Source organism: Croceibacterium atlanticum, from assembly GCF_001008165.2.
Lineage (GTDB): Bacteria > Pseudomonadota > Alphaproteobacteria > Sphingomonadales > Sphingomonadaceae > Croceibacterium_C > Croceibacterium_C atlanticum.
In genome coordinates this window covers 2,295,945-2,309,366 of record NZ_CP011452.2, presented here as the reverse complement: position 1 = coordinate 2,309,366, position 13,422 = coordinate 2,295,945, and the positions used below count along the sequence as shown (strand labels likewise).

Sequence of the window (13,422 nt, the reverse complement as noted above, 5' to 3'; positions counted from 1 at the left end):
TCGGGGGCGATCCGGCGTCAGTCTCCCATCTCGATTGCAGCGTGAACAAGCGCGACATAGCTGGGCGTCATGTTCACCACATATTCGTTTTCACCCCAGAAATAGGGCCAGTTTTCCTGGTTTTCCGGGTAATCCGGCTTGATGATCAGCACGCCTGGCACGACCCCGCCGGGAATGAAGGAATGGTCCGCCCGGTTACTGCCATAGGCAACTTCCTTCGATTTCGCGCCGACGGCCGACACGAAGGACAGATTGGATGCGGGATGGGTGCCGTGCAGGTAATCCAGCGCCCGATAGACCGCCTGCCCATCAGAAAGCTGCGGAAATGCCTTGTGAATCGCATAGTCGGTCAACCCGGTTTCGATAATCGCGCCATTGCCCGCCCAGCCCCCGGTGGTGATCGGAACGCCATAGGGGTTGGGCCCTGTGAACGGCTCCGTGGCGGAAACGGCCTCGCGCGCGACCTGTTCGATCTCTGCACGCCAGCTTTCGGGCATATGCGGCAATATACGCAGCGCCATACGCAGATATTGCGCCGCTCGCGGTGCGATCTGCGGCCAGATTTGCGCGATATGACGGGCATATTCCTGCTTGCCCGTCGCTGACAGCAGTTCTGCCGTCGCCATGAATTCCTCACCCGGCAGCCATCCGCCGGTGGTGTTGCCGTGGGTGAAGGTGAATGGCGGGCGGGACTGTTCTTCGGCCCATACCTGTTCGGCCATATGCAGGGCCTTGCGGGCGAGCGCGTCGTCATAACCGCCAAGCGCGCGGGAAGCGGCGGCTAATGCTGCAGCCGTTCCGTAATCGAGGGCGCTGGCGCGCGAGGTGAAGACCCAGCGATCATCAGGCGTTCCGCTATGCGTTGCGGTGCGTTCTCCGAAAGACAATTTCGGATCGAAGATAAGTCCGTCGGTCTTGGACGCGGCATCGCCCAGATGGGTATATTGCGCCACGTCCGGCTCCACCACGCCGTGCACGGCATGGCCAACCGCATCATACATGGACAGAAGGTAATGCACCCCGTGGGCAATCTGTTGCTGCATATCGGGCTTGCCGTCGGGGACGTGTATTTCCACGCGGCGCAGATCGTGATCGACCAGGGTCTGATCGCGGGTTGGGCGGAAATCTTCCCAGATATGCGCCAGTTCCCGAACCACCGCATATTGCGTTTGCGTTCGAATGTCGAAGTCGCCCGCATCCAGCCAGCCGCCCACATTCAAGCCGGGAACATGTTCGCCGGGCGCGAAAGGCGTGTCGGTTGTCGGTCCCTGCCGATACAGGTCGATATGTTCGTGGTTCACTGGCGCCTGCCGCGCATCGTCGCGATGCGGATCGCCATGCCAGACACGATATGCCTCGTTGACCAGCATATGGTCCATCTGCACCGGCATGAAGACGTCCATTCCCGGATGCCAGACGTCTTCATATACGTCGCGTGCGATGCGGAAGGGTGAAGTTCGCTGGCCGCGATAATCCAGCGCGTAAAGGCCGGTTTCCCGCACTTCCGAAAAGTCGAAGACGGCGTAGCGATACCGAAGGTAATTGCCCCACGGGTCCGGCGCGCCGGACTGGACGATTGTTTCGCCGCCATCCGGATCGATGCGCAGCAGCCGCATTTCTCCGCCACCAGCGTCATTTGCGTCCAGTTCGATCACGGCGCGCTTGGCCTGTTGCGGCGCATAGCCCAGCTGGGAATGCCCGATGACGGGATCTCGCAACCAGCCCGGAACGGAATTGGGGGTGAGCGTCCATTCGATCACCTTTCCGGTCCGGCCAGAAGGGATCATGCTGCGCACCACGAACCAGCCATTCTGTGCCTGGTTGCGCCCATCATACAGGGCCAGCTCCCCCGATCCGGCTTCGATCCGGACATGGCGGGCGGCATCGCCCGGCGCCAGAACCAGCCTGCGGCCCGTGGCGAGCGGCAAGGGTTCCGCGCCGGGGCCAAAATCGCGGCCGCTTGCCGCGTTGCGCGGGCCACCTGCCACCATGTTTCCTGCCGGATGGCGCGGAAAGGCACCGGGTGTCCCGTCCGCGAAATAGCTTTGCCGGAAATAGGCCGAAGGAAGGAATTCCAGGTTCAGCCCGGCTTTCCCGGCCAGTTCCGGCGGCAGGGGCGCATCCAGCACGACGGCCAGATCAACCCCCTCGCCAGCATTCTGTGCCACGATCCGATAGGTGAAATCATGATCGGGATATTCGAGCGTAACCTCGATCCGCCCGTTTTCCGCATCGACCTTTCGTTCCACCAGCCTTCCGATCGGATCCCACTGTCCGGGCGTGGCGGAAAGGCGCACATCGCCATTGGTGGCGATCCGTTCGCCTTGCTGGATCAGCTCGATGCCGCTGATTTTCGAATCCGCGAACAGGCCATCATACCAGTTGGAAAATACCAGCACATTCGCCCCGTCCGCCTGGAAATATTCGGCTTCGGAAAGAGTCAGGGGTTCGCTTTCCTGGGCCAGGGCCGATGCAGCCCAGACAGAAGCGATGCAGGCCGCACCGGCCAGGAACATCTGTTTGTAACCCATCTCTCTCCTCTCCTGTCTGGCGCAGGCATTTTCTGATAGCGCTATCATCACTATTCGCAGTGTGGAAGCAAGCCGATGCCAACCATTACCTTCGGGCAGTCTTGCGGATTTATGCGGAAGAAGCGCCCCGGTCAGGGAAGCCTGAACCGCCAGCGGCCTTCATCCGAGCCCGGATCGAAGGGGGCCAGTGTCGGCGTGCTCGCCCCGATCGCCATCATGGCCAGGTCTTCCCCGGCGAATGTCTTCGGCGTGATGCGGTAAGTGCCGTCGGTTAACTGGTCGATCCGCCACAATTGGCTGTCTTCTCCGCTAAAGGCCGGGACAGCTTCGATCTCGCGATCCGGCGTCGCGGCAAGTGCACGCTCAGTCCCCTGAATGGTGATCTTGTAGAAGGGCGCGCCGAACCAACCGCCTGCCTCGGGCACGGGGGTTATGGTCCATAGCTGGTTCGGGCGCACCATGAAGGCGGATAGATCGACCCTGATGGCGCCGTCGGGCCATGTCCCGCGCACATCGTCCAGCGTCTGTCTGGCAAGGGGGGCAACGGGATCGTCAGGCCCGGCCATGAAGCTGCGCCGGGCATCGAAGGGTATCCGAACGAAATCAGTCTTGAGCTGCAAGGCGTTGCCGCTTCGCTCCGACTTGATCTCATAAGTCCCCGGCCGAACATTGCTGCCGGCAACGGGCCATCCATCGCGCCATAAGAGCGGTTCGATGGCCAGTACGCTGCGCCCGCTGCGATCCATGTCCGCTTCGTAATGCAATGAAAATTTCTGAAGGCCATCGCCCAGATCAAGCAGGCCGAAATGACCTGCGCCGATCATCCGGTCATGCGCACTGGCGACGAGCTTCCCGCCGCCGCGTAGCAGTGGAATGCCCATATTATCGACATATGGCCCAAGCGCATTGCGGGATCGCCCTGCACGGATATTGTAGGTGGAATTCGGCCCATCGCAGCAAGTGCCATGCGTGCCGAGCAGATAATACCAGCCATCCCGGTACATGAGCGCCGTGGCTTCCATGTCGATGGCGATGTCCACCGGCTCGTTCCCTGCCTTGCGCATGCCCGTGGCCGGGTCCAGCTCTATGATCCGGATAGACCCGAAATAGGTGCCGTAACTGAGCCAGAGCCGTCCATCATGATAAAGAAATGCCGGGTCGATCGCGTCATGGTTTTCCACCCCGTCGCTTGAAGCGACGGTGCCGACTTCGTGAAATTCGAAATCCGGCGATGCCGGGTCGAGCGACCTGGTCCACATGATCTTCACTTCGCTGGCATGGCCGCCCGACATCCCGCCGCCGCCGACCGCCCAGGCAACGTAATATCTGTCCCCGATCCTGACGACATCGGGCGCCACGCCTCCGCCGGGGCGAATTGCGCCATCTTCCCAGGTCCAGCCGTCTTCCGATATCAATCCGCCGCCCCGCGTGCCGAAGGTGAACCATTTGCCATCGGATTCGACGATGGTGGACGGATCGTGGATGAAAACGTCCCCGGCCAGCTGGGCCGATGCCGGTCCTGGCCAGGCAAGGGTGCAGGCAATGCCGGCGGCGCAAAGGGCGAATGCCCGCCGCAGCGGCGCCGGGATGAATGTTGCGAACATATCCAGTCTCATTTCACGTCGATTTCGAGATCGCGAACAGGCTCTCCGCTTTCGTCCAGAAAGCGTATGCAGAAATCGCTCAGCCCCGGCCCGTTGATGATCGCGCCATAGATCACGTTGCGCCCCTTCTTCAGGGTCAGGCGGTCCGAAAGGACATCGTCCATCACCATCCGGCGATCATCGAACAATGTCGCCACTTCCTGGCCATCGATCCACCAGATCGATGCGGAGTTGGACCCGACGGCCATCCGCACATTTTTTATTTCCCGCGGACTTTCCACCACGGTCACCGCCCAGAACAAGACCCCGTATTTCGGCTTCCCCAGGGCCTGGGCGAAGTTGAACAGTTTCACGTCCCAGAGCTTTGAATCCAGCGCGTGCCAGCGCAGGGATGCGTTCTTGCCGGCGGCCTCCCCGTCTTCGGGCACGGTGCCGAATTCGCCGGGGAAACCCGCCGGCGCCAAAGCATCGCGCACATAGCTGCCCGTGAATACCGTATTGGTGGGATTGGGTTTTTCGATCGGCTCCAGCAGCAGCCAGCGGCCAATGAATCCATCCTTGTCCGGCGTTGTCGGCGCTTCTCCCGCAGGGGTGAAATAGTCGCTGAGCGGCGGCACTGCCTGTGTCTGGGCGAAGGCGCCGGTCCCGGCTGCCAGCAAGAGCGCGGCGGTGACGCGCTGCGCGGCCCGCAAGGGTCGTTTTCTCACATCGATCCTTTGAAAACGGGCGGCGGGCGGGCCTGGCCACCCGCCGCGAAGGCGATCAGTCTGCCTTGATGAAGCCGTGCATTTTCAGCCAGGCGGCGAATGCGTCGAACCAGCCGGTGCTGGTGGTGGTTTTGGGATACATCCCGAAACCGTGGCCGCCCTGTTCGTAATAATGGAATTCCACCGGGCGGCCGGCCGATTGCCAGCTCTGGATCAGGCCGAAATCGGAGCCCGGAAACAGCGGGTCGTCCGCAGCCAGAGCAACGAATAATGGCGGCGCATCGGCAGGCACATTCATCGCGGTCAGCGGACCGTAAATATCGCCCAGAAAGGCCGGTTTTGCATTTTCGCCATGAAGGGCCGTGGTCATGGTGAGCATTGCCCCGGCGGAAAAACCGACCATCCCGATCCGGTCAGGATCGACATTCCATTCCGCGGCCCTTTCCCGGATCAGCGCAAAGGCCGCTTCCGCATCTGCAATTTGCGGGGCGATGGCTTGTGCAGCTGCGTCGGGGGCGGGGCGGGCAGGCCGTTCCGCCCCAGGGGGCGGCACTTGCGAAGAACGCTCGAACTCGTCCAGGGCGGCTGGAGTCTGGTTCAGGCGGTATTTGAGAACGAAAGCGGCAACGCCCCGGTCGGCCAGGGCCCGGGCCACATCCCACCCCTCGTTTTCCATCGAGAGGGTGCGAAACCCGCCGCCCGGAGCGACCACGACGGCCGCGCCCGATGCGTTTTCAGGGTCGGGCAGGAAAGGCGTCAATGTGGCGTTGGTGACATTGCGGGCAAAGCGGCTGCCATATTGCTGATGCCAGGATTCCCCGGCCGTCGCGCCCGGCAGCGGCCCGGTATCAAGCGGGATGGCACCTGGTTGCGCCGGGGCTGCGATGGGGGTCATCCGGTCGTCTTGCGCGGCGACCGGCACCGAAGCAGCACCCAGCACCGCGGCCAGAATAATGGGCCCGAATTTCATTATCTCTCATCCCCTCTTCGCTTGTTCTTTTTGAGTTCAGACCGCGCGATCAAAAGAGCCAGCGATCCAGGATGACGACCAATTAATCCTACAAATAAAAAAGTGGCAAGAGGGAAGTTGTTAGAAAAGAGGCGGAAAGGCGGGAGGTAAATGCTGCTTTTTTTTGAGGCGGGTGGATTTGTGCGCCTTATTTGTCGGGGTAGAATTTTCTGCGAAGTCCCGTGTCAGCCGCCTCTCAGCATCCGCATCACCATCATGCGGATGCGCTGGTAATTTCCTTCTTCGAGCGGACCCAGAATTCCGTGCTTTTCAGGGGGGAGGAAGGAGAGGGGATGGCTATCGGGCCGAAAAACATAGTGATCGAACCAGGCGCGCCAGGCCGCGCGCTCCGCGGCAGGCCTTTCCGCTATCGTGATGAGCGCCAGCATCATGGCGGCAAAGGGCTGGTCCGGCCCGGCGGAAAAACCGTCCCACCAGAAATTCACCAGCACGTTGAGCGGATCGAGCGCTTCAACCTTGTGCCACCATAATTTGGGTATGTAGATCGCATCGCCCGCTTCGAGTTCGGCGATATGCGCCATGTCCCGAATCGCCTCGAACCGTGCGAATCGGGGATCGCCGGGTTCACTGTCCACTGCCAGCCCGACGGGTTGGCCGGCCATGGTGAAATCTATCGGGCCGACATAGAGATCGCCAATCGCTTCAGGTGGAAAAAGCGTGAACCGTCGGCGCCCCAATGCGACACAGGCAACATTGTCCTGCGTATCATAATGGCAGGCCACGCTGGACGCATGGCCAATCCAGAAGCGCGGGCGCAGCGATGAGGGCAGAAACGGCAGGCGGGTCAGTTCTTCCACGCCCGGCAAATATCGTTCCGAGGGTAGTGAGCCCATGTAGAGTGTATCCGCGCCAGCCTGCCCAGCGCTTGCCAGGATCCGGTCCAGCCCTTCGGCAAAGGTGACGCTTTCCCGCTCGAAATTGAAGCCGGCGAAATCTTCATCGTAGTAATATCGCCGGGAGATTTCAGGGCGGCCGATGAATATCTCGGCCTCCCGCCCGGCGTCGAATTGGCGCAGCTGGTCGCGGATGGACGGTCCGCCCCGTTGCAAAAGCGGCCAATCGCGCGCCGCGCCTTTCAATAGCACCGGCTTGCAAGGCTCCATGATTTCCTTGCGGAAAGCGGCTTCATTCGCGAACTGATGCGGGTGAGCCTGCGCGATTTCCCGCGTCATGAGGTTGCGGCAAGAAGCCGGTCATTGCGGATCTTCGCCAATCTCCGGATATGATTGATCGAAGCGGCCTGGATATAGGCAATTTGCAGATCGCCATTCCGGAACAGTTCGAGCGCCACTGCATCGGGCAGGGAATGCAAGGCATCGAGGCTGGTCGAATAAAGACCATCCAGCCGGAGCCGCGAACCATCATCGAAATCGAGTGAAATATCGATCGGCTCCAGCAGCCGGTGTTCCACGAATCGGGCGAGAATCGCGTCTGTTTCAGGCAGCCCCTTTTCCAGCATGTGCATTGCCCGCTGCACGGCCTGCAGGACCGGGGTTGCTTCGCCCCTTTCGTCGAAAATGGGCTTGCCGTCCGGAATGAAGGCCGGACTTTCCGGATCTATCGCGATCTGGCCGTCCGACAGGAAGAAGCCCTGTCTCACCAGATCGGCCGGGCGATAACCGGGCAGCTCGCCATTCGCGGCATAAAGATTGGTGCCGGCTTCCAGCCCCATGACTACGCCTGCATAAAATGACCCGGTCTGAGGGTTCTTGGTGAAAAAGATCGGGTATTCATTGGCGGCGACCGGCATTTCTTCGGCAACGACCTGAACGAAATGCCGGTTTGCGGCATTGGCCAAGTCCAGCCTGAGATCCGAATGGCTGCGGGAATCGAGATATGTCAGATCTGCCATTTTTGTTCTCTCCTGCCGCTCATTTCTGCCGGATCGCTCTTGCTGGCGGACTGAAAATGCGCCTAGCATCAAAAATAACTCTGACAAAAGTTTGCATTTTTGTAGGAGTAGAATATGGATAGCGCTACATAAACGTGGGAGCCGAGCTGTTCATCCGCCTCTGGCAAGGCGGCAAGGCTTAAAAATTCGAAACGCCGTAGAGCGACGATGAGGGGATAACCTGAAAATGAAACCGACGGATTCAGTTTTTCGTTTCTGCAAAATTGGTAGCGGTAACATTCTCCTTCGGGGCTGCGCGACAGGCGCAATTGCCCTGGCGTGCATGACGCCCGCTTTTGCTCAGGAGGCAGAGGAAGAAGAAGAGGTACGGTCTTCTGTTTCCGGTACCAATGTCCAGGAAAACCAGATCATCGTAACGGGCCTGCGCGGTTCGTTGCAGCGCAATCTCGACGAAAAGCGCAATGCGGCCGGGGTGATCGACGTCATTTCGTCCGAAGACATCGGCAAGTTCCCGGATTCGAACGTGGCCGCTTCTTTGCAGAGGTTGCCGGGCGTTTCGATCCAGCGAAACGGCGCGCGGGGTGAGGCCACGGGCATCACCGTTCGCGGTTTCGGGGGTGACTTCAATACGACGCTTTACGACGGCCGCCGCATCTCCACCGCAACGGGCGGGCGGCAGATCGATTTCAGCACTGTCGGCGTGGATTTCATCGGCCAGCTGAGCGTCCTCAAGACTCCGGACGTTTCGCTTTCATCCGATTCGATCGGCGCCACGGTCAACATCCAGTTCCCGAAACCTTTTGACAATCCCGGCTTCCGGGCGGCGGTAACCGCGTCCGGTTCCATCCAGGATCGTTCCGGGGATATCGTGCCGACGGGCGGCATCCTGATCAGCAATACCTGGAACGATACTTTCGGTGTGCTGGCCGATTTCATCTACACGCGCCGCGATACCGACAGTAACCGCGTCTATGTCAGCGGCTGGCCGGGCGGCAATTTCGCCCCGTGCCAGCTGACCGGCAGCGCAGCGACAAGTTGCGCCCCGACCGGCGCGACAACCGATCCGGCGGTGCCCGCTTCCGACCAGCGCACGATCCCCGGCTGGTTCCCGCAGCAATATGGTGCAGAACAGCAGCGCGTTAATGACGAACGTATCGACGCCCGCCTGGCGCTGCAGTGGCAGCCCAGCTACGGCACCATGATCACGCTGGACAATAATTATTCGCGCCAGAACGTGACCTCCGAAAATTACGCATTCGGCGTGTGGTTCAACCAGACGGATCTGCGCAATGTCGAACTGGATGAGAACGGAACCGCGGTGAACTTCACCCAGGCCGGATCACCCACCGACTTCACTTCCGCACTGAACAAGCAGATCCTCGAAACCAACCAGACCGGCCTCAACATCCAGTTCGAAGCAAGCGACAATCTGAGCTTCGAGGTGGATGGTGCCTATGCGAAGAGCAAGCTCAACCCCGGTGACGTGGTCGGCAGCCTGAATGCCGATGTCGGCTATGGCGGTGCCCTAGGTACGAACCTGCAATTCATCGTCAACGGCGACAGCAGCGGCGCTTTCCCGTCAATGGCCAATTTCGGCCCTGCCGGAGTGGCTGCGGACTGGGCGAATACTGCCCTGATCGGTTCGCATGTCACCGTGAACCAGACCCAGCGTAATACGGACGAGCTATGGCAGGTTCGCGCATCGGGCCAGTGGGAACAGGACGATCTGAAGGTCCAGTTCGGTGGTCAGTATTACGAAGACCGGTTCGACTTCGCGAACTATTCCACCTTCGTGAACAATTTCTGGCAGGCATATGCCGGTTACGGCGACCCGTCCGGTCGCACCACGGGCATAGCGCCGCTTCCAGCCTCCCTTTACGAAGGAAGCATAAGCCTCGACAATTTCATTCCCGGCTTCGACGGTGCCTTGCCGCCTTCGCTTTTCGTGTTCAGCCCGGTTGCCTATCAGGATTATCTGTCCAGCCTGGGCGATCCGCAGGCGCAGAACATTCCCGGATATAATTACGGATGCTGCGGTTCCAACTTCACCGGGACATTCGACCAGGCGCTGGATGGCGGCAGCATCCGGGATATTACCGAAAAGACCTGGTCGCTGTTCCTGCGCACCAGTTTCAATTCGGAAATTGCGGGCATGCCGTTCTTCTTCAATGCCGGACTTCGCAACGAGCATTCCAGCATTACCGCCAACGGCAACGGCACGGTCCCGCTGGAAATCCTGACCAGCACGGCCGATCCCACATTGCTGACCGTGGTTCTGTCGGCTCCGCAGCCTCTGACGGCGACGTCCAGCTATAATTACCTGTTGCCGAGCCTGGATACACGGCTGGAAATCACGCCTGAATTCCAGGTCCGCTTCAGCGCGTCGCGCACTATCACCCGGCCCACGCTCAACCTGCTGTATCCGCAGCTCAATGTGCCAACGGGGCAACGCATCGGCGCGCTGAGCGCTGCGGGCGGCAATCCGAGCCTGAAACCCTATATCGCCGACAATTTCGATCTGGCGGCGGAATGGTATTATCAGCCCAACTCCTATCTTTCGGTCAATGCCTTCCTCAAGAACGTGTCCAACTTCATCGTTGGCGGTGTTACCAACCAGACCATTAACGGCGTGATCGATCCGACCACGGGCCAGCCGGCGGTCTTCGCGGTGACGCAGCAAGTGAATGGTCCCGATGCAACGGTGCGGGGCGTCGAACTGGCCCTGCAGCATGTCTTCGGCGATACCGGCTTCGGCTTCCAGGCCAATGCCACATTCGTGGAAACCAACCGTCCCTATGACGAACAGGACATCTCGCAGACGGGGTTCGCCGTCACTGGCCTGGCGAATTCGGCCAATTTCGTTGGCTTCTATGACAAGAACGGCTTCCAGATCCGGGCCGCGCTTAACTGGCGTGACGAATATCTGCTGCAGTTCGGGCAGAACCAGAACACGGGTGCGTTCGGTGCGGAGCCGACCTTCGTGGACGAGAGTTTCCAGATCGACATCAGCAGCAGTTACGACATCAACGAGAACTTCAGCGTTTTCGGTGAGGTGCTGAACGTCAACGGCAACCAGCAGAGCACGCATGGGCGTTATTCCAACCAGCTGCTCGACGTGTTCGATTACGGTCGGCGTTACACGCTGGGCGTCAGGTATCGCTATTAAGTCTCCCTCCTGGTGCGGGGCGCATATCAATTGCGCCCCGCCAATTTTCCGGACCATATGACCGGATGGACAAAGTCGAGAACATCGTAATTGTCGGGGGCGGAACCGCCGGTTGGCTGACTGCCGGCGTGATCGCGTCCAGACATCAGGGCCGCAGGCCGCATGGCTTTTCCGTGACCCTGGTCGAATCCCCCAATGTCCCGACCATCGGCGTGGGGGAGGGCACCTGGCCGACACTGCGAACCACGCTGCGCAAGATGGGCGTGTCGGAAACCGAATTTTTCCGCGAATGCGATGCCGCCTTCAAGCAGGGCGCGCGGTTCAACCGATGGACTACGGGCGAAGCGGATGAGGGATATTATCATCCGCTCATGCTTCCCCAGGGCTTCGCACGCCTGAATCTGGTGCCGCACTGGCTTGAAGATGGCGAAGACAGTTTCTGTGACGCGGTTACCCCGCAAGGCAGGCTGTGCGATCGGGGCCTGGCGCCGAAGACCATCGCCACGCCCGAATTTGAGAGTGTGGCGAATTACGCATATCATCTCGATGCCGGAAAATTCTCCGACTTTCTCCGGCGCCATTGCTGTGAAAAGCTGGGCGTGCGGCACGTCCTTGCCGATGTGACGGAGATCGAGACAGGCCCGAACGGAGATGTGACAAGGCTGAAAACCGAACAGGGGCCTTCCATTTCCGGCGATCTTTTCGTCGATTGCACGGGTTTCAGGGCGCTGTTGATCGGCGGCGCGATGCAGGTGCCCTTCCGCGAATGCAGCGATGTCCTCTTCTGCGACACGGCGCTTGCGGTGCAGGTTCCGTATCAGGATCCGGCCGATCCGGTGGCAAGCCACACCATTTCCACCGCCCAATCGGCGGGCTGGATCTGGGATATCGGCCTGCCTACGCGCCGGGGTGTGGGCCATGTCTTTTCCAGCGCGCATATCGATGCGGATGAAGCCGAGCGCGAATTGCGCGCCTATATCGGTCCGGCCGCAGATGATCTTACAGTGCGCCGCATCCCGATCCGGTCGGGCCACCGCGAAACCTTCTGGAAAGGAAACGTGGTCGCAGTCGGTCTGTCCGCCGGTTTCCTCGAACCGCTGGAAGCATCGGCAATCGTGCTGATAGAATTGTCAGCCAAGATGATAGCCGAACAGCTTCCCCCCAACCGGGCGGTGATGGATGTCATCGCCCGTCGATATAATGACACGACGGCATATCGCTGGGGCCGGATTATCGATTTCCTGAAATTGCATTATTCCCTCACGAAGCGGACGGATACCGACTTCTGGCGGGACAATACGCGGCCGGAAACGATCCCGGACAGGCTCCGCGGCCTGATGGAGCTCTGGAAATATCAGGCGCCGTGGCTGCATGACGAATTCGACCGTGCGGAAGAGGTCTTTCCGGCCGCCAGCTATCAATATGTGCTCTATGGCATGGGCTATCGCACGGCGTTGCCGCGTGGCGCCCATGATGCCGAACGGGAACTGGCGCAGCGCGCACTGCGCGAAAACCGGGCCCATACGGCGCGATTGATGGATGGGCTTCCACCGCACCGCGATCTTCTCGACAAGATCACCGAACACGCAATGATGCCGGTGTAGGAATCCTGGACCTCAGATTGATTCTGGGGGCGCGCTTGCGCGAAGCCCGCCGGTTGACTTGTCCCCGGCATTGGCGTTCACCCGCCCCATGAGCGATGATGAACGGCAAGACGATAGCAGCCCCACCAAGCCGGCACGGCGATCTGCCCGTGTGCGCGGCCCCGGCAGGCGGCTTCGGGGTGCTGTTGCCAACAAGCTGGGCACGGCCATCCTGACCGGCGAATATGCGCCGGGAGACATCCTGCCGGGAGAGGTGGTGGCAGCCGAAGAGCTGGAGGTGTCGCGCGGTGCCTATCGCGAGGCAATGCAGGTGCTCGCCGCAAAGGGGCTGGTCGAAAGCCGCCCGAAGACCGGGACGAAGGTCCTCCCGCGTGAAAGATGGAATCTGCTTGATCCGGAAGTGCTGTCCTGGGCCTTTGCTGGCACTCCGGATGCGCGCCTTGTAAAAAGCCTCTTCGAATTGCGGTTGGTGATCGAACCGGCGGCGGCGGCCTTCGCCGCGCAGCGCCGAAGCCAGGCGGATCTGAAACAGATGCGCGATGCGTTGACGTCGATGCGCCGCAATTCGCTCACCACTGCGGAAGGCCGCGCGGCCGACCGGGATTTTCACGATGCTCTGCTGCGTGCCACGAAAAATGATGCCCTGATCGCGATCAGCGCATCGATTGGCGCCGCAGTGTCCCTGACGACACATTTCAAACAGCGCAGGCGCCAATTGCCGCGCGATCCGATCCCCGATCATGCAAGGGTTCTCGATGCGATTGCCGAAGGCGATCCCGATGAAGCCGCCGATGCGATGCGGGTTCTCGTGGAACTTGCGCTGGAAGATACGAATGTGGCGCTGGCGCGTGGCGAACCCGCCACCGATGCGGAAGCGATCGACGCCGATTGAACGTAATTCTAATCCGCTGCGTCCGGGGCGGCGCAG

The 13,422-nt window shown here is 60.6% G+C and carries 9 protein-coding genes; 3 read left to right on the top strand and 6 right to left on the bottom strand.

Annotated elements, in window-relative coordinates; all coding sequences use genetic code 11:
* Positions 1–17: 17 nt before the first annotated feature.
* From WYH_RS10845 to WYH_RS10820, 6 genes are all read right to left on the bottom strand, one after another.
* On the bottom strand, positions 18–2,531 hold the full coding sequence (locus WYH_RS10845) for a glycoside hydrolase family 9 protein (RefSeq protein WP_235979297.1): 2,514 nt from the start codon (positions 2,529–2,531) through the stop codon (positions 18–20).
* Between the two features lie 131 nt (positions 2,532–2,662).
* Entirely contained in the window at positions 2,663–4,135 is a 1,473-nt protein-coding gene (locus WYH_RS10840) for a family 43 glycosylhydrolase (protein ID WP_053833543.1), read from the bottom strand.
* Between the two features lie 8 nt (positions 4,136–4,143).
* Positions 4,144–4,842, bottom strand: coding sequence for a hypothetical protein (locus WYH_RS10835; RefSeq protein WP_053833542.1), 699 nt, complete (start codon positions 4,840–4,842; stop codon positions 4,144–4,146).
* Positions 4,843–4,897: 55 nt separating this feature from the next.
* Complete coding sequence (locus tag WYH_RS10830) at positions 4,898–5,812, bottom strand: alpha/beta hydrolase (protein ID WP_046903849.1); 915 nt, start codon at positions 5,810–5,812, stop codon at positions 4,898–4,900.
* A gap of 224 nt (positions 5,813–6,036) precedes the next feature.
* Complete coding sequence (locus tag WYH_RS10825) at positions 6,037–7,044, bottom strand: cupin-like domain-containing protein (protein ID WP_046903848.1); 1,008 nt, start codon at positions 7,042–7,044, stop codon at positions 6,037–6,039.
* Positions 7,041–7,724 (bottom strand): SapC family protein, encoded by a 684-nt coding sequence (locus tag WYH_RS10820; protein ID WP_046903847.1) that lies wholly within the window; start codon positions 7,722–7,724, stop codon positions 7,041–7,043. The genes WYH_RS10825 and WYH_RS10820 overlap by 4 nt, the downstream gene beginning before the upstream one ends.
* Positions 7,725–8,046: 322 nt before the next feature.
* Between WYH_RS10820 and WYH_RS10815 the strand changes: the two genes are divergently transcribed.
* The 3 genes from WYH_RS10815 to WYH_RS10805 all read left to right on the top strand — a co-directional run bounded on the left by WYH_RS10815 (position 8,047) and on the right by WYH_RS10805 (position 13,386).
* Positions 8,047–10,890 carry a TonB-dependent receptor gene (locus WYH_RS10815; RefSeq protein ID WP_235979319.1) on the top strand — a complete coding sequence of 948 codons (2,844 nt, stop codon included), beginning with the start codon at positions 8,047–8,049 and terminating at the stop codon, positions 10,888–10,890.
* 65 nt (positions 10,891–10,955) lie between these two features.
* The gene (locus WYH_RS10810) at positions 10,956–12,494 is read left to right on the top strand and encodes a tryptophan halogenase family protein (protein WP_046903846.1); all 1,539 of its coding nucleotides are present in this window, start codon (positions 10,956–10,958) and stop codon (positions 12,492–12,494) included.
* 88 nt (positions 12,495–12,582) lie between these two features.
* On the top strand, positions 12,583–13,386 hold the full coding sequence (locus WYH_RS10805) for a FadR/GntR family transcriptional regulator (RefSeq protein WP_046903845.1): 804 nt from the start codon (positions 12,583–12,585) through the stop codon (positions 13,384–13,386).
* The last annotated feature ends 36 nt before the right edge of the window (positions 13,387–13,422 follow it).

Bases quoted from the DNA above. Each gene is read 5' to 3' on its own strand.
- WYH_RS10845 (WP_235979297.1), bottom strand. From the start codon at position 2,531: ATGGGTTACAAACAGATGTTCCTGGCCGGTGCGGCCTGCATCGCTTCT.
- WYH_RS10840 (WP_053833543.1), bottom strand. From the start codon at position 4,135: ATGTTCGCAACATTCATCCCGGCGCCGCTGCGGCGGGCATTCGCCCTT.
- WYH_RS10830 (WP_046903849.1), bottom strand. From the start codon at position 5,812: ATGAAATTCGGGCCCATTATTCTGGCCGCGGTGCTGGGTGCTGCTTCG.
- WYH_RS10825 (WP_046903848.1), bottom strand. From the start codon at position 7,044: ATGACGCGGGAAATCGCGCAGGCTCACCCGCATCAGTTCGCGAATGAA.
- WYH_RS10820 (WP_046903847.1), bottom strand. From the start codon at position 7,724: ATGGCAGATCTGACATATCTCGATTCCCGCAGCCATTCGGATCTCAGG.
- WYH_RS10815 (WP_235979319.1), top strand. From the start codon at position 8,047: ATGACGCCCGCTTTTGCTCAGGAGGCAGAGGAAGAAGAAGAGGTACGG.
- WYH_RS10810 (WP_046903846.1), top strand. From the start codon at position 10,956: ATGGACAAAGTCGAGAACATCGTAATTGTCGGGGGCGGAACCGCCGGT.
- WYH_RS10805 (WP_046903845.1), top strand. From the start codon at position 12,583: ATGAGCGATGATGAACGGCAAGACGATAGCAGCCCCACCAAGCCGGCA.